This window comes from Streptomyces sp. NPDC048337 (genome assembly GCF_043201175.1).
Taxonomy (GTDB): domain Bacteria; phylum Actinomycetota; class Actinomycetes; order Streptomycetales; family Streptomycetaceae; genus Streptomyces.
Genome location: NZ_JBICYR010000008.1, coordinates 287,672 through 302,969, shown reverse-complemented (window position 1 = coordinate 302,969; position 15,298 = coordinate 287,672). Strand labels below are relative to the sequence as shown.

Genomic DNA, 15,298 nt, shown 5'->3' with positions numbered 1-15,298 from the left:
TCCATCGAGAGCATGGACAGCCTCTACCCAGACGACAACACCTGCCTGCCCGGCACCACCGAATGATCAGCTACACCACTCCAAGGGACATGACCCCGTCGACCGCTGCCCGTGAAAAGTCCAGGGCATTCGCACCGCGCAGCTCGGCCAGAAGAGTCTGGTGCAGCCGGGGCCACACACCGGCTTCGGTCCACTCGGCCAGGCGGCGCCAGCAGGTCATGCCCGAGCCGAAACCGAACTCCTGCGGCAGATGTTCCCAAGCGATCCCGGTGTGCAGCACGAACAGGATGCCCTGGAAGACCAGCCGGTCCGGATGCCGCTTGCGCCCCCGGATGCCGAACCCGGCGCTCCACTTTCGGCAACAGCGGCTCAACCACCGCCCACAGCTCGTCATCAACATGCCACGGCTTCGGCCGAGCCACTCCGCACCCCCGGATCAACCGTCCCGGAGTGATCCAATCAGCTCGAAGATCATTTCGTTAGGAGTTCTAAATAGCTTTCGCAGTTCTTGCTCATCGAGCAGTGCGTACATCGCCGGATGGGGCGGCGGGGCCCGGAGAGGTCAGCGGCGACGGCGCTTGAGGATCATCGTGATGCCGAGGCCGAGTGTCGCGGCGCGCAGTGTCTCCGCGTTAGCACAGTCGTGCTGCCGAGCCCCGTCGGCCGTCGCCTCGTGTTGGTCCGCCGACCCAGGAGCCCCCGGATCGGCGGACGGGTCAGCTTGTCGTCTTCCCGCAGCCGCGCTCTGCGGTCACGGCGTTGGTGAACGCGTCGAACAGCGCCGTTCGGGCCTGCGAGGCTTTGTCCATGCCTTCGTCCAGGAGCAGGTCACGGTAGACGTCGTTGAAGCTCATGCCCAGGTACAGGTCGCCGTTCGTGCAGGTTGTGACGGTTCGGGCGCGGTCCTGGGTGGCCGCCTTGTCGCGGCGTACTCCCTGGGCCAGAACGGGGTCGTCACTGATTGCGAAGTCGATCCGTGGTGATGCCGGCCCGTCCAGGTTCAGGCTGCACACCCGGGTTCGGGACTCCTTGCCGGTGACGCGCTCCGTACCCTGCTCCGCCTTGCCCTGGACCAGAGCCGCTTCCGGCAGCCGGAACCCCGGAATGCCGCATGCGTTGGCCGGGTCAGTGGGTTTCGGCGCACCGGCCGGCCCCTGCAGGTGGGCGGGGTCCTTCAAGGTGCCCGTGTCCTTGCAGCCGAGGCCGTCGGCCACGTGCCGGGCCCCGGACATCGCTACACGGGCGAGCGCCTCGGGTGTGGTGCGGCCCTGTGCGAGGTTCACCTTGAGGACCGGGACCTCGGATTCCTTGGAGTTGGGCCGCACCGCGCCGGGGCAGCCGACCGGAAGCAGGACCCATGCCTGCGTCTCGGAGGCCGCACCGGTCGCCCCGCCGACGAAGTAGGAGAAGGCGGAGGCGTCCTTCCATAGCGCGGAGCCGGTCCAGGCGAAGTCTGCGCCGTCGAAGGACAGCTCGGCTTCCAGACCGGGCTGGTCGTCGCTCAGGAACTTGTTGGTGCGCTGCACCTTGCACGAGAACGCGTAGTACGGGTCCGACCCGTCCTGCAGGCTCTGCTGGACGATCCGGCCGGGGCCGGGGAGCGCGGAGCCCGCCTCGGTCGAGGTGAGGGCGCCGGCGCAGAAGTGGTCCGGACCCAGGGCATCCGTGTTCCAGAAGGTGAGCAGCCCGGCGCAGCCGACCAGGGCGGCCACTGCGGCCAGGACGGCGACCGCCCGCCCGGGGCGGGTACCTCGTGTGCGTATGGCCATGGACTACTTCCGTTCCCGCAGTGCGTCGTAGGCGCTCTCGCGCCCGCTCGTATAGCTCTGTCGTGCTTCTCGCTGGGCGGCGTCGATCATGGTGTCCGACTGCCGCGTCTGCATGCCCCAGCTGTCGAAGATCGCGTTGAGGTCGTCCTGGGCGGCGTCGTTGCCGGAGCTGATGCGGTCCCGGGCCAGCAGGCCCTGTTCCGCGGTGACGCCCTTGAGCCACTCGTTCCAGTAGCCGTCGACTACTCGCTGGGCCATGTCGCCGACGACCGGGATGCCGGTGACGGCACCGCCGACGACGTGGTAGCCGTAAACGCGCTGGTCGCCGGCGGCACTCAGCTTGGAATCCCGCTCGCCCAACTTCACATCGCCGCCGACCGCGTTGTACGCGCCGTTGGCCTCGCCGATCTTCGCGGCGAGGTTCTTGACGGCCTCGGGATCGGACAGGTCCTGCGTGGTGAGCTGATGTGCCGTGTAGCGGCGCTCGGCCTCGTGCAGGAGGAAGAAGTTCTCGGGGTCCTCGGAGACGCCGCGCATGATGCGGAGCATGCTGCTCCGGCTGTTCTGGATCCGGGAGTCGCTTCCGTCGGAATCGGAACCGGGCCGGCCGCTCATGGTGCCGTCGCCGACGATCGTGTCCACCATGTCCGGCGTGTACGAGGCCAGTGCCCTCGCGAGCGAGCCGCGCATGCTCGCGTAGCCCGGCTCCTTGAGCAGGTTGTCGCCGTTCGCCTTCGAGTCGTCGCCGCCCCTGCCGGTGGCACTGCCGTAGTCGAGGAGGTTGATCGTGTCGTGCATGATGCGGGCCTGGGCCTCGCTGTGGTGGCCGAGTTCCGCGCCCGGCGAGCCGGCCGCGCGGCCCGTCGTGGCTGCCTCGATGGCCAGGCCGAGGCCGGCGCGGGCGTCCTTGTCGAAGGTGTCCTTACCGGTGACCTCGATGTTGCCGCGCCAGTCGGCGGTGTTGACGACGTCCCAGTCCCGCTTCGTCAGCAGGTGCTCCAGGCGGTTCTTGTCGCCGTCGTTCGCCGGGTCGAGGTAGCCGGTCGCCGTCGCGGGGTCGCGGCTCATGATCCCTAGTGTTGCGTCGACGGGGTCGTTGGCGAACCAGCCGTCCTTCTTGCCCTCGAACGTGCCGTGCAGGTCCCAGACGTCCTTGTCCTTCTTCTCGGCGTCGATCATCTGGTCGGTGAGGTCGCCGAGGAACTGCGGGGAGTAGCCGCTGCCCTGCTGCATGAGGGTGACCAGGCCCTGGTATCCGCGGATCTCCTGGCCCTGGCCGCGGGTCATGGGGGCCTTGTCACCTGCGACGTCCAGGTCGAACTTGTCCAGGCCGGCCTTCTTCAGGTCGCCCATGAAGTCGTTGTAGAACTTCGCGTCGGAGCTCTTCGACCACTTCTCGTACGCCTCCCGGTACTCCTTGGTGCCGTAGGGAGGGTTCTTCTTCCCGTCCTCGAAGACCACCTGCGTGGCGTTCGAGAGGGTGTTCGCCAGCATCTTGTTGGTGTCGCCGTAGAGGCCCTTGCGGCCGGAGTCGCTGCCGTGCGCGCCGTTGTTGAGCGTGTTCGACAGCTTGATCGTTCCTTCGGCGCCGCCGATGGCCGTCACGAAGTCACGGCCGAAGTCCGTGTGGTGCTTGAAGGCGGTGTTGCCGTTGTCGCGCAGGATGCGGTTGAGGCTCTCGACGTCGGCGTTCGAGACCTTCTCGCCGTTGTTGAGGCGGGTGGCGACGTCCTTGGCGTGCTCCAGCTCGTACTGCTCGATGTCGCTCTTCGCGCCCGCGTTGAAGCCGCTGCCCGTGGCGTCCTTGCCGCCGGGGATGCGGTCCTTGTTGCTGTCCTTCACGGCGGCGTCCAGGGCCATCTTCACGCCGGCGTCGGCGTCCTCGAAGGCCTTGACGTACTTCTTGATCTGGTCGGCCCAGTCGTTGGCCGCCTTGTTCCACTCCCCGAGCAGCTTCTGGCCGTCGGGGTCGTGGACGTACGCGTAGCGTTCCTGGGCGGTCAGGTCGGGGCGGACGTTGCCCTCGTCGTCGACGGCCATCTTCGCCTTGCGGGCGTCCGCGACCACCGACTCCAGCCGCTGCTTCAGTTCTGTGAACTGCCCGTGCGCGTCCCGCAGCAGGTTTGCGACGGCCTTCGCCTGCGTCTGCGCGGCCCCGTACTCGTACTGCGTGCCGGCGAAGTTCGTGTACGCGGTGCCCTGGGCTATGCCCTGCCAGGTGGTGTTGCCCTGCGCCAGCCCCTGGGTGGCGGCCGCGTAGGCCGATTCCGCCTTCTTGAAGTCGCCCGCCATGTCGTCCCAGGCCTTCGCCGCGGCGGTGAGCTTGTCGTACTGGGTCGACATGACCTTCTTGTACGTGAGTCCCATGGTCTACTGCTCCCCTCTCAGCGGTATGCCTCGACGCCCGGCTCGGGCGCGGGCTTCAGCAGCGGGCGGAAGCCGTTGTATATCTCGTTGTCCTGACCCAGGAACATCCGCCGTGTGACGGCCAGGTTGTGGGACTCCGTGGCCAGGCGGCTCAGCAGGTTCTTGACCTGATTGTCCCAGGTCGTCTCGACCGTCTTCAGCCCGCCGCAGTGTCCCAGCCGGAGAAGGCGGTGATGGCGGCGGCTGTCTCTTCGTCGGCCTTCTTGGCGGCGGTCTCCGTCTGCGTCTTGACCTCGCCGCCGAGCTTTCCGGATGCGATCTTCTTCTTCGACTCGTCGCTGCCGAAGTCGGCCGAGCCGCCTCCGCCGCCGTCCGGTGCGGCGAGCTGGTTCAGACGCATGGCGGGGTTCTGGCGTGCCGCCGCCTCCGTGCGCAGTTGGGCCCATTCCTCGTCGAAACCCATCGTCTCCCCCGTGGTTGTCCCTCGAGACCGCGAATGCCTCGGATGTCAGTTCTATCAAGGTGTGCGGGTGCGAAGGGTTATGCGTGGCACACCGGAAGCACATCGTGATCTTCGCATCATCGTATGCCGCGAGGTCGCGTTGTGCGGGCGGGGCGAGGGCTGCGAATCCCGCACGGATGGATCCTCCAAGTCCGACGCCGGCAGGTACAGGCCCACCGCCGCCCAGCCGAACACCCGGGCCTTCCCGCGGCCGCGGAACCACGACAGCGTCAAGCCCGCAGCAACGCCATCGGAAGCAAAAGCAGCAGAACCGTCCATCCTGTGGGCCGCCCCCTCATCGTGGTCGCACCGATCGTCGCGATCGGCGTCCTCTACTCGCTCTACAGCAACTGGCACTGGAGCGAGGGCGAGCTTCGTGCGGCCGTCCACGAGGCCGCCGATGCACTGAACCCCAAGCCCCGGTACACGAACCGCGACGCACCCCAGGACGACCTGGTCCGCGCCGCTGTCCCGGAGACCGGCGCAGGACCGGGGCCCGGGGTGCGTGTCCGGGGAAACGGAACGGCCGGGTACACGATCAACACCGAGCACACCGGCGCGGCGTTCTGCATGCGCCTGTCCCTAACCCCGGTCGACACCGCCGCGCCCTTTCCGGCCGCCCTCGAACGTCGGAGCGGCTGGGGAACCCAGCGCTACGTGTACAACCACCGCAATCCGTCAGGGATGGCGCTCATCCTCATCACGACGGTCGTCACCATCGGCGTCGTGATCGGTTTCCACAGCGGTTCGCAGTGGCGGCGCCTGAGACCAGTGGTACGAAGCTGTGTCTGAGCACCGAACACCGCCGTGCCGTCATCGGCGTTGCAGCGCTCGCGAGTCAGTCCTCGCGTTTCGCCCGGCTCGGCTGGACGCGCTTCGGTTCGCCCGGCATCTTCGGGTAGTCCGGGGGGTAGGGCATGTCTCCCAGCCCGTGCTCGTGCTCGTCGCGGTCGGCGAGTTCCAGTACGGGCTCCAGGCTGAAGGCGTGCTCGTCCATCTCCGCGTGCAGGTCGCCCAGTTCGGCGAAGCGGGCCGGCATCGTGACGATGTCGAAGTCGCGCGGCTCGGCCTCGTCCACCTCCTCCCAGCGCAGCGGCGCCGAAACCGGCGCGTGCGGGCGCGGGCGGATGGAGTAGGCGGAGGCGATCGTGCGGTCGCGCGCCGTCTGGTTGTAGTCGACGAAGATCCGCTCGCCGCGCTCCTCCTTCCACCAGGCGGTGGTGACCTTGCCCGGCATCCGTCGTTCCAGCTCGCGGCCGAGGGTGATGGCGCAGCGCCGGACCTCCGTGAACGTCCAGCGGGGCTCGATCGGTACGAAGACGTGCAGCCCGCGTCCGCCCGAGGTCTTGGGCCAGCCGCGCAGGCCCAGTTCCTCCAGCAGGGCGCGCAGTTCGTGGGCGGCGGCCACCGCGTGGTGGTAGTCGGTGCCCGGCTGCGGGTCCAGGTCGATGCGCAGTTCGTCGGGCCGGTCGGTGTCATCGCGCCGCACCGGCCAGGGGTGGAAGGTGAGGCAGCCCAGATTGGCGGCCCACAGGACGGCGGCCGGCTCGGTCGGGCAGATCTCGTCGGCGGAGCGTCCGCTGGGGAAGGCGATGTGGGCCGTCGGAATCCAGTCGGGAAGGTTCTTCGGGGCCCGCTTCTGGAAGAAGGACTCGCCCTCCACCCCGTCCGGGAAGCGTTCGAGCGTGGTCGGCCGGTTGCGCAGGGCGCGGGTGATGCCGTCCGCGACCGCCAGGTAGTACGCGGCCACGTCCCGCTTGGTGAGGCCGCGCTCCGGGAAGTACACCTTGTCCGGGTTGGACAGCCGTACCGTGCGCCCGCCCGCCTCCAGCTCGATGGCATTGCCCGCAGCACCCATGTGCGCCACGGTAGGCGGGGCCGGGCGGGCGCGCACACCGGGCGGGGCCGGACGTACCACCGCAGAATCGGAGGCATGGATCTGCCAGTGATGCCGCCCGTGAAGCCGATGCTCGCGAAGTCCGTGGCGAAGATCCCGCCCGGCATGCAGTACGAGGCCAAGTGGGACGGTTTCCGGGCCGTCGTGCACCGCGACGGCGACGAGGTCGAAATCGGCAGCCGTACGGGCAAGAGCCTGACCAGGTACTTTCCCGAGCTGGTGACGGCCCTCAGGGAGAACCTGCCCGACCGCTGCGTCGTGGACGGCGAGATCGTGATCGTTCAGGGCGGGCGCCTCGACTTCGACCGGCTGACCGAGCGGATCCATCCCGCCGCGTCCCGCGTGAAGCTGCTCGCCGAGACGACCCCGGCCAGCTTCGTCGCCTTCGATCTGCTCGCGCTCGGCGACGAGGCGCTCCTCGACACCCCGCTGGCCGACCGCCGCAACGCCCTCGCCCAGTCCCTCTCCACCGCTCGGCCCCCCGTCCACCTCGCGCCCGCGACCACCGATCCCGCGCTCGCGCAGGAGTGGTTCGAGCGGTTCGAGGGCGCCGGGCTCGACGGGGTCATCGCCAAACCGCTCGATCTCCCCTACCGGCCCGATGCCCGCCTCATGTTCAAGATCAAGCACGAGCGTACGGCCGATGTCGTCGTCGCGGGTTTCCGTTTCCACAAGAGCGGTCCGATTGTCGGATCGCTGCTCCTCGGCCTGTACGACGGCCACGGCGCCCTCCAGCACGTCGGCGTCTGCGCCGCCTTCCCCATGAAGCGCCGCGCCGAACTGATCGAGGAGCTCGAACCCCTGCGCATGCCGGACCCCACGGGCCATCCGTGGGCGGCCTGGGCCGAGGAGTCCGCCCACGAGGGCGCCCGGCTGCCCGGTGCGCAGAGCCGCTGGACCGGCAAGAAGGACCTGTCGTGGGTGGCGCTGCGCCCCGAGCGGGTCGTCGAGGTCGCCTACGACCACATGGAGGGCGACCGTTTCCGGCACACCGCCCAGTTCCGCCGCTGGCGGCCCGACCGGGCGCCGGAGAGCTGCACCTACGACCAGTTGGAGGAGGTCGTCGGATACGACCTCGCCGAGGTGCTCGGCCCGCCGCCCTCCGCAGCCCGCTGAAGGCTCATCCCGCCGTCAGCTTCTCCCACTCCGCCCGGCCCGGCCCCGCCGCGTTCGGCGTGTACTCCGGCCGCGCGGCCAGCCAGCGCGCCACCCGGGCCCGGATCTCCGGATCCGCGTACGCCCGCTCCGGCGGCTCGGCCAGGTGCCGGACCCGGGCCCGCGCCCGCATCACCTCGGGGTCCTCCAGCGCGCAGTCGAACAGCGCGGCCACCTCGCGCGTGGGCCCCGTCCGCACCGCCCGGGTCGCGAAGCGCTCCCCGATGGCCGCGTCGGCGACGACCTGGAAGTCGAACCACGGCTTCAGGGTGCGCACCGCCCACGCGTGGTGGTCGGCGGCGTACTGCAAGGATCCCGGGTCCCGGTGTGCCGTACTGGCCACCCTGCGCGCGGCCCACAGCGCGAGCGAGGTGCCCTGCCCGAGGGTGGGGTTGGTGTGCGTGATCGCGTCCCCGACCGGCACCAGCCCGCTCACCACCGGGCCCCGCTCGTCGGCCAGCGCGCTCCACCGGTTGTCCAGGCTCGCGGTGGCCAGCACCTCCGACCGGGGCTCGGCGCCCAGTGCCAGCCAGGCCGCGCCGGGCGGGAAGGCACGCGCGGCGGCCTCGAAGACGGCCGGGTCGCGCAGGGCGGAGCGCGTGGTGTCCGCGGTGTGCACGAACAGCGTCACGGCGAACAGCCGGTTGTCGGCGGGGAAGACCGCGCATCCGGCGAAGGCGCCGCCCGTGACCGCCCAGGGCCGGCGCGGACCCTCCGCCATGCCCTCGGGCAGCCGGTACCACCGGCAGAAGTAGGCGAGCCCGGTGCGGTGCCGTTCGACGACGGGTGGGCGGCTGCCCGCGGCGGCCAGCCAGCGCTCGGCGCCGCCGCGCCGCCCGCCCGCGTCCACCACCAGGTCCCCCTCGTGGCTCCCGGCGCCGGTGGTCACTCCCGTCACCCGGATCCCGCCCCGCTCGCCCCCGTCGCCCCCGTCGCCCCCGTCGCCCCCGTCGCCCGCGTCGCCGCCGCCACTGCCTCGGTCCGTGATCAGCCCGGTCACCGGTTCCCCGTACCGCGCCACCACGCCCGGTTCCGCGCGCAGGGCGCTCGCCAGTGCGCTCTCCAGCACGATGCGCCGGGCCTGGAGCATGACGAGGTCCTCGTCGCCGGGGCGCGCGGGCGGGCGTACGTCGAACCAGTCCAGCTCGTGCCGTTCGCGGGCCCCGAGCCGGAGCATCTCCTGGTACACGTCCGGCAGTTCGTCGCGCAGCACGTTCCGCGCGGCGCCCAGCAGCGCGTGCGGCTGGGTGGCCTGCGGTACGGTCGGCCGCCGCCAGCCGAAGAAGTCGCGGTCGAGCGCGGTGCCCGGGGCGCGCGTGTCCCGCTCGAAGAGTTCGACCGTGTGCCCGCGCCGTGCCGTGAGCAGCGCCGTGGCCAGTCCCCCGAGACCTCCGCCGATGACCAGCACATGTGCCATTGCGCCCCCCTGAGCCGATGAACCGTACGACGATCACACCGCCCAGAGCCTGCGCGGACGGACCCTGGCCGAAACCCGCACAGATGTCCTAGAGCGCGCCCGGGGCGGCTCGCACCACGGGCCCGGCTTGACACAGGTTGTTGCCGAAGTGGCAAATGGAGCCATGCCCACAGCGGAAGGACGTCCATGACCACCAAGACCGGCGAACGCCCCGAGCGGGCCGTCCCCCAGCCCAACGCCGTCGTCGGCGTCGGGCTGGTCGTCGTCGGCCCGGACGGCCGGGTGCTGCTCGGCCAGGCGCACGACGGCCGCTGGGAACTGCCCGGAGGCAAGGTCGACCCCGGGGAGGGCTTCGAGCAGGCCGCCTCCCGGGAGCTGGCCGAGGAAACGGATCTGCGGGCGGCGCCCGAGGGGATCCGGGTGCTCTCCGTCCAGATCGACGCGAAGTCCGGCGTGACCCGGCTTACGGCGGCCGCCGTCACCACCACCGCGCAGGGCGTGCCCGCCGTCACCGAGCCCCACAAGATCGCCCGCTGGCAGTGGTTCGCCCCGGCAGAGATCCCCACCGCGCTCTACGCCCCGTCGGCGGCGGTCCTGCGCACCTGGCGCCCGGAGCTCGCGACCCTGCCGCACGTGCCCTCGTACGACTACCCGACGGCAGACCACGCGACATCGGACCACCCCACGGCCGCCGAGGCCGGCTAGCTCGTCGCCGCGGCCGTCGCCGCCATGGCCGTCACCATCGCCGCCTGGGTGTCACGGATGGCGGCGCGCACGCTGTCGGTCGCCCACTGACCGGCGGCTATCTCCGCCATCCGCGCGGCGACACCCCTGCGCGGCACGTCGGGGAAGGCCAGCCGGTGCAGCTTGGCCGCGTGGAGCAGGGCGACCAGACCGGCCGTACGTTCGTCCGGATCGAGTCCCCCGACCACCACGGCCCCGAGCCGCTCCCGCAGTTCGCGCCCGACCGTGCCGTCCGCCTCCGGGTGTCGGCGCCGCGGGAACATCCCGAGCACCTTGTCCAGCTCCGCCCCGACCACCCCCCGCGCGTGCAGCCGCTCCAGGGCGCCGCCGACCGCCCGCGTGTGGTCCCTGGTCAGCCAGTCCGTCACCCGGCGCTTGCTGCGCCCCCGCAACCACGCGCCGATCAACCCGATGCGGCTGTCGAGCAGTTCCTCCCCGGTGGACGTGGTGTCCGACAGCGACAGGTACTTGTCGGTCACCGACACCCGCTCCGCCATGACGAGTTCGACCAGGATCCCGCCCGCCGCGGCCCAGCCCACCGCCTGCCGCTGCCGCGCCACCCCGGACTCCCCGTCCAGGGACAGCAGCACGATCTCCTCCGCCAGCGTGATCCCCATGAGCAGCCCCCCGTTGCCCGCGCGCCTCGAAGGAAAGGACGTCCGGCGGCAGCAGGAAGTTCCACACCGGCAGTCCCGCACCGGCAGTCCCACACCCGCCGCTACCCCCGCAGGACCGTCCGCGGTGCGAAGTTGCCCTCCCCCAGGTCCTCGGCCAGCAGCCGCTTCGCGATCGCGTCCGCGGCCACCCGCAGTTCGGCGCTGCGCGGCCGGCCCCGGTCCTTCTCCAGCCGGTCCCCCAGCCAGTCCGCCCACGCGTGCGAGATGACGGCCGCCTCGCGCTCCCCCGCCGGAGTGTGCGCGAGGAAGTTGCCCTCGCGCGTCAGGTACCCCTCGTCGACCATCCGGTCGAACACGGGCAGCAGCACCTCCGGCGGCAGCGACCGGCGGTTCGCGATGAGCCCCAGGCTTGCGTGGCCGACCGTCCGGGTCAGCAGGTCCACCTGCATCACCGCCCACGCGCCCGCCATGTCCAGCCTGGTGTCGGAGGCATCGACGATCGCGCGCGCCTGCTCCGGCCCCATGGTCCGTACGAGTTTCCCGACCGCCAGCTCCAGCAGCTTGGCCGAGTCCCCCGAGGCCGTCGCCGGCGAGGCGAAGCCGTCGCCCATGTCCGTGGACCCGGCCCGGGCGGTGTCGCGCAGGTGGACCTGCTTGAGGAAGAGCGCCACGACGAAGCCGACCACCGCCACCGGCACGGTCCACAGGAACACCGTGTGCAGGGCCTGCGCGTACGCGTCGATGACCGGTCCGGCCTCCGCGGGATCGAGCGCGTGCACGCCCTGCGGGCTCTGCGCGGCCGCGCCCAGTCGCGCCGGATCGGTACCGGTCGCCCGCGCCGCCTCCGCGACCCCCGCCTTCAGCTCGGGCCCCAGGCTGTTGGCGTAGATCGTGCCGAAGACGGCGGTCCCGAAGGAGCTGCCGAGCGTACGGAAGAAGGTGACGCCCGAGGTGGCCGTGCCGAGGTCGGCGTAGTCGACGGTGTTCTGGACGGCGATCGTCAGCACCTGCATGCACAGCCCGATGCCGGCACCCAGCACGAACATGTACGACGATTCCAGCCAGGCGCCGGTCCCCGGCCCCATCCGGGACAGCAGGTACAGGCCGACGCCCATCACCGCGCAGCCCACGATCGGGAAGATCCGGTACCGGCCCGTCTTGCTGGTGACGTTGCCGCTGAAGACGGACGCGATCAGCAGCCCGATGACCAGCGGCAGCGTCCGTACGCCCGACACCGTGGCCGAATCCCCGTCCACGTACTGCAGGTAGGTGGGCAGGAAGGTCATCGCCCCGAGCATCGCGAAGCCGACGACGAAGCTGAGCACCGAGCAGACCGTGAAGACGGGATTGCGGAACAGCCGCATCGGCAGCATCGGTTCCGCGGCCCGCGTCTCGGCCACGCAGAACAGCGCCAGGGCCACCGCCCCGCCCGCGAACAGCCCGATGATGGTCCCCGAGCCCCACGCGTACTCGTTCCCGCCCCAACTCGTGGCCAGGATCAGCGCGCTGGAGCCGGCCGCGACGAGCGCGATGCCCAGGTAGTCGATCCTCGGCCGCCCCGCGGCCCGCACGGAGGGGATCGTCCGGGCGGCCGCCGCCACGACCAGGACCGCGATGGGTACGTTGACGTAGAAGGCCCAGCGCCAGCTCAGGTGGTCGGTGAACAGCCCGCCCAGCAGCGGTCCGATCACCGTCGCGACGCCGAAGACGGCGCCGATCGCGCCCTGGTACTTGCCGCGTTCGCGCAGCGGGACCACATCGGCGATCAGTGCCATCGAGGTGACCATGAGGCCGCCGGCGCCGATGCCCTGCACGCCCCGCCACAGGATGAGCAAGGACATGTTGCTCGCGAGCCCGCACAGGAAGGAGCCGGTGATGAAGACGATCGCCGACACCTGGAAGATCAGTTTGCGGCCGAAGAGGTCGCCGAACTTGCCCACCAGCACCGTCGCGACGGTCTCCGCGAGCAGGTACGAGGTCACCACCCACGACATGTGGTCCGCGCCGCCCAGGTCCGCCACGATCGTGGGCAGAGCGGTGCCCACGATCGTCTGGTCGAGTGCGGCCAGCAGCACGCCGAGCATGATCGTGCCGAAGACGACGTTGCGCCTCCGCCGGTCGAGCACGGGTGGCGCCGCGACTGCGGCGGGGGCAGTGGTCACATCTCGCACTCTCACAGCACCCCCGCCGCGCCGCATGCGGCGCTGGGCCGTACGGGCGACTCCGCGAGGGGATCAGCGCAGGTAGGCCAGGCCCGGGTGCTCGGCGGCGTAGCCGTCCAGCAGCCGCCGGGCCACCCCCACCGAGTCCACCAGCGGATGCAGCGCGAAGGCCTTCACCGCGGCCGCCCGCGAGCCGCTCGCCGCGGCGGCGAGGACCTCCCGCTCCACCGCCTTCACCGAGGTCACCAGCCCGACCGCGTGCAGCGGCAGCGGGGCGACGCCCACCGGGTGGGCGCCGTTCGCGTCGACCAGGCAGGGCACCTCGATGACCGCCTCGGCGTCCAGGACGGACAGCGTGGAGCGGTTGCGGACGTTGAGGATCAGCGTGGCCCGCTCGTCGCGCGCGATGGCCCGCATCAGGGCGAGCGCGACCTTCTCGTAGCCCCCGGACTCCAGGTCGCTCTCCTCGCGCTCGCCGACGCCCGCCGCCTCGCGGTTCTCGGCCATGTACGTGGCCTCGCGCTCGGCCCGGGTCCGGTCCCAGGCGGCCAGCGCCGCTCCGGCCGGCAGCCCGGGCCGGCCGGCCTCGGCGTAGAAGCCGTGCTGCTGGTCGCGCAGGAAGGCCCCGCGGGTCTGCTTGGCCTCCTGGTAGGCCCGTACGGTGTCGCGGTTGAAGTAGTAGTAGTGCAGGTACTCGTTCGGGATCGCGCCGAGCGAGCGCAGCCACTCGGCCCCGAAGAGCCGGCCCTCCTCGAAGGACTCCAGCGCCTCGGCGTCGGCGAGCAGCCGGGGCAGCGCGTCCCGCCCGGCGATGCGCAGCCCGCGCACCCAGCCCAGGTGGTTGAGGCCGACGTAGTCGATCCAGGCCTCCTCGGGCCGCGCGCCCAGCAGTCGGGCGATGCGCCGTCCGAGCCCCACGGGGGAATCGCAGATGCCGATCACCCGCTCGCCGAGCTCCTCGGCCATCGCCTCGGTGACCAGCCCGGCCGGATTGGTGAAGTTGATGACCCAGGCCTCGGGGGCGCTGCGGGCGATCCTGCGCGCCAGCTCGCGGGCCACCGGCACGGTCCGCAGGCCGTACGCGATCCCGCCCGCGCCCACGGTCTCCTGGCCCAGCACACCCTCGGCCAGCGCGATCCGCTCGTCGGCGGCGCGTCCCTCCAGGCCGCCGACGCGGATGGCGGAGAAGACGAAGTCGGCCCCGCGCAGGGCCTCGTCGAGGTCCCCGGTGGCCGTGACGGCCGGCGCGTCCGGCACTCCGGCGGCGGCCGCCTGGTCCGCGAGCACCCGGGCCATGGCCGCGAGCCGCCCGGCGTCCTCGTCGTACAGCGTCACCCGGGTCACCCGGCCCTCGGCGTGGTCGCCGAGCAGTGCTCCGTAGACGAGCGGTACCCGGAAACCGCCCCCGCCGAGGATCGTCAGCCGCACGCCCCTACCGCCCTTCGCCGTGCCCGGTGCCCTGCGCCCGGAGTCAGTGCACCAGTCTCCCCCGGCGGTTCACTCCGCGGGAGACGGCACGGCGCGCAGCCTGGCGCCCTGCTGGTGCGCGGCCCCGCGGCCCGGGACGAAGCCCGCCGGCGCGCCCTGCGGGGCCGAGAGGATCAGGGTGATCCGGGTCAGCCCCATGGCGTCCAGCATCCGGCTGGTTTCGGCCACCATCCGGCAGCGCACGAGGCCCGACCGCGGGTCGGGGTGGCGCACGGTGCGCACCGCCCCGTCCTGCTCGGCCGCCTCGGCCCCGCGGCAGCTGAGCCAGTGCGGCACCCCGTACCGGTAGGCCGCCTCCATGAACGGGTCGCGGGCCACCTCCTGGCGGATGCTGCGCAGCCCCTCGTCCTCGGGGGCGGCGGCCAGCGCGGTGGCGAACTGGGCCAACAGGGGGACGCACCAGGCCGGTTCGTGGTCCTCCAGCACCGCCGCCGCGTCCGGGTGGAACAGCACGAAGCGCAGGAAGTTGTCGTCCGGCAGGGCCGTCGGGTGCGGCCGTACGGACTGGAAGAGCTGGTCGAAGGCCGAGTTGGTGAGCGCGACGTCCCAGCGGTGGTCCACCAGGAAGCTCGGGTAGGGGACGGCCTCCATGAGGGCCGCGTAGTCGCACAGGTAGTCGCGCTGCGCGGGGTCCTCGGGCAGCCGGTTCTCCTCGGCGGCCCGCCAGGTGGGCGGCGGGTCGCGGTCGACCATGACCCGGAAGAGCCAGAAGCACTGCCGCTCGCTCATCTCCAACGCCTCGGCGAGGGCGAGCAGTTTACGGTCCGTCCACTCCTTGACCAGGCCGCGTTCCCAGTTGCCGTACGCACGCACGCTGATGCGGAGCCGGGCCGCGAGGTCCTCCTGGCTCAGCCCCAGCTCTTCGCGGCGCTGGCGCAAAATCTCCTTGCGTCGCTCCGACCGCACGGCGCCACGTGCGGGCTCCTCGCCCGCCAGGCGCTCCTCACCGGCTCGGGCGAAGCCATCGGACGGGCCCACCGCTGCGAGATGTGGCACCGAGAGCTCCCCCTCCTCACGGTCTGGATCTTCATTTCCGTGTGGCGATCCTGCTACCGACCTCATTCGAGTGTCAACTATTGTGGCAATTCCAGCCTCTTGACAGCTCATTCCCGCCACAGCTGTGGCACGTTCTAGCCCTTCGCTGCAGGAACGGATAGATTCCAGAAGCCGACCACGTGCC

12 protein-coding genes and 1 pseudogene are annotated in these 15,298 nt (G+C 71.3%); 3 read left to right on the top strand and 10 right to left on the bottom strand.

Going from position 1 to position 15,298, the window contains the following annotated elements; translation table 11 throughout:
• Positions 1–97: 97 nt before the first annotated feature.
• The 4 genes and pseudogenes from ACGFYU_RS16825 to ACGFYU_RS16810 form a co-directional block, all read right to left on the bottom strand.
• Positions 98–422, bottom strand: a pseudogene (locus tag ACGFYU_RS16825) (transposase); the annotation flags it as partial.
• 294 nt (positions 423–716) lie between these two features.
• Positions 717–1,769, bottom strand: a complete 1,053-nt coding sequence (locus ACGFYU_RS16820; protein WP_393828033.1) for a hypothetical protein — start codon at positions 1,767–1,769, stop codon at positions 717–719.
• A gap of 3 nt (positions 1,770–1,772) precedes the next feature.
• Positions 1,773–4,136, bottom strand: coding sequence for a hypothetical protein (locus ACGFYU_RS16815; RefSeq protein ID WP_393828032.1), 2,364 nt, complete (start codon positions 4,134–4,136; stop codon positions 1,773–1,775).
• 196 nt (positions 4,137–4,332) lie between these two features.
• Entirely contained in the window at positions 4,333–4,599 is a 267-nt protein-coding gene (locus tag ACGFYU_RS16810) for a hypothetical protein (RefSeq protein ID WP_393828031.1), read from the bottom strand.
• 321 nt (positions 4,600–4,920) lie between these two features.
• On the opposite strand from ACGFYU_RS16810, the gene ACGFYU_RS16805 reads away from it, so the two are divergent.
• On the top strand, positions 4,921–5,430 hold the full coding sequence (locus ACGFYU_RS16805; protein WP_393828030.1) for a hypothetical protein: 510 nt from the start codon (positions 4,921–4,923) through the stop codon (positions 5,428–5,430).
• 46 nt (positions 5,431–5,476) lie between these two features.
• Here the strand turns inward: ACGFYU_RS16805 and ligD are convergent, their stop codons facing one another.
• Entirely contained in the window at positions 5,477–6,496 is a 1,020-nt protein-coding gene (gene ligD, locus ACGFYU_RS16800; protein ID WP_393828029.1) for a non-homologous end-joining DNA ligase, read from the bottom strand.
• Between the two features lie 75 nt (positions 6,497–6,571).
• Between ligD and ACGFYU_RS16795 the strand changes: the two genes are divergently transcribed.
• Positions 6,572–7,651 carry an ATP-dependent DNA ligase gene (locus tag ACGFYU_RS16795; protein WP_393828028.1) on the top strand — a complete coding sequence of 360 codons (1,080 nt, stop codon included), beginning with the start codon at positions 6,572–6,574 and terminating at the stop codon, positions 7,649–7,651.
• 4 nt (positions 7,652–7,655) lie between these two features.
• Here ACGFYU_RS16795 and ACGFYU_RS16790 read toward each other — a convergent pair whose 3' ends face one another.
• Entirely contained in the window at positions 7,656–9,107 is a 1,452-nt protein-coding gene (locus ACGFYU_RS16790) for an NAD(P)-binding protein (RefSeq protein WP_393828027.1), read from the bottom strand.
• Between the two features lie 186 nt (positions 9,108–9,293).
• On the opposite strand from ACGFYU_RS16790, the gene ACGFYU_RS16785 reads away from it, so the two are divergent.
• Positions 9,294–9,812 carry an NUDIX hydrolase gene (locus ACGFYU_RS16785; RefSeq protein WP_393828026.1) on the top strand — a complete coding sequence of 173 codons (519 nt, stop codon included), beginning with the start codon at positions 9,294–9,296 and terminating at the stop codon, positions 9,810–9,812.
• On the opposite strand, the gene ACGFYU_RS16780 is transcribed toward ACGFYU_RS16785, so the two are convergent.
• From ACGFYU_RS16780 to ACGFYU_RS16765, 4 genes are all read right to left on the bottom strand, one after another.
• Positions 9,809–10,468 carry a GPP34 family phosphoprotein gene (locus ACGFYU_RS16780; RefSeq protein WP_393828025.1) on the bottom strand — a complete coding sequence of 220 codons (660 nt, stop codon included), beginning with the start codon at positions 10,466–10,468 and terminating at the stop codon, positions 9,809–9,811. The two genes, ACGFYU_RS16785 and ACGFYU_RS16780, sit on opposite strands and share 4 nt — an antisense overlap.
• A 101-nt stretch (positions 10,469–10,569) precedes the next feature.
• The gene (locus tag ACGFYU_RS16775; RefSeq protein WP_393828024.1) at positions 10,570–12,666 is read right to left on the bottom strand and encodes an MDR family MFS transporter; all 2,097 of its coding nucleotides are present in this window, start codon (positions 12,664–12,666) and stop codon (positions 10,570–10,572) included.
• Between the two features lie 36 nt (positions 12,667–12,702).
• Entirely contained in the window at positions 12,703–14,058 is a 1,356-nt protein-coding gene (locus ACGFYU_RS16770) for a 6-phospho-beta-glucosidase (RefSeq protein ID WP_393828023.1), read from the bottom strand.
• A 69-nt stretch (positions 14,059–14,127) separates the two neighbouring features.
• Positions 14,128–15,114, bottom strand: coding sequence for a helix-turn-helix domain-containing protein (locus ACGFYU_RS16765; protein WP_393828022.1), 987 nt, complete (start codon positions 15,112–15,114; stop codon positions 14,128–14,130).
• Between the last annotated feature and the right edge of the window lie 184 nt (positions 15,115–15,298).

Excerpts from the sequence above, each read along its gene's own strand:
- ACGFYU_RS16820 (WP_393828033.1), bottom strand. The coding sequence starts at position 1,769 with ATGGCCATACGCACACGAGGTACCCGCCCCGGGCGGGCGGTCGCCGTC.
- ACGFYU_RS16815 (WP_393828032.1), bottom strand. The coding sequence starts at position 4,136 with ATGGGACTCACGTACAAGAAGGTCATGTCGACCCAGTACGACAAGCTC.
- ACGFYU_RS16810 (WP_393828031.1), bottom strand. The coding sequence starts at position 4,599 with ATGGGTTTCGACGAGGAATGGGCCCAACTGCGCACGGAGGCGGCGGCA.
- ligD (WP_393828029.1), bottom strand. The coding sequence starts at position 6,496 with ATGGGTGCTGCGGGCAATGCCATCGAGCTGGAGGCGGGCGGGCGCACG.
- ACGFYU_RS16795 (WP_393828028.1), top strand. The coding sequence starts at position 6,572 with ATGGATCTGCCAGTGATGCCGCCCGTGAAGCCGATGCTCGCGAAGTCC.
- ACGFYU_RS16790 (WP_393828027.1), bottom strand. The coding sequence starts at position 9,107 with ATGGCACATGTGCTGGTCATCGGCGGAGGTCTCGGGGGACTGGCCACG.
- ACGFYU_RS16785 (WP_393828026.1), top strand. The coding sequence starts at position 9,294 with ATGACCACCAAGACCGGCGAACGCCCCGAGCGGGCCGTCCCCCAGCCC.
- ACGFYU_RS16780 (WP_393828025.1), bottom strand. The coding sequence starts at position 10,468 with ATGGGGATCACGCTGGCGGAGGAGATCGTGCTGCTGTCCCTGGACGGG.
- ACGFYU_RS16775 (WP_393828024.1), bottom strand. The coding sequence starts at position 12,666 with ATGCGGCGCGGCGGGGGTGCTGTGAGAGTGCGAGATGTGACCACTGCC.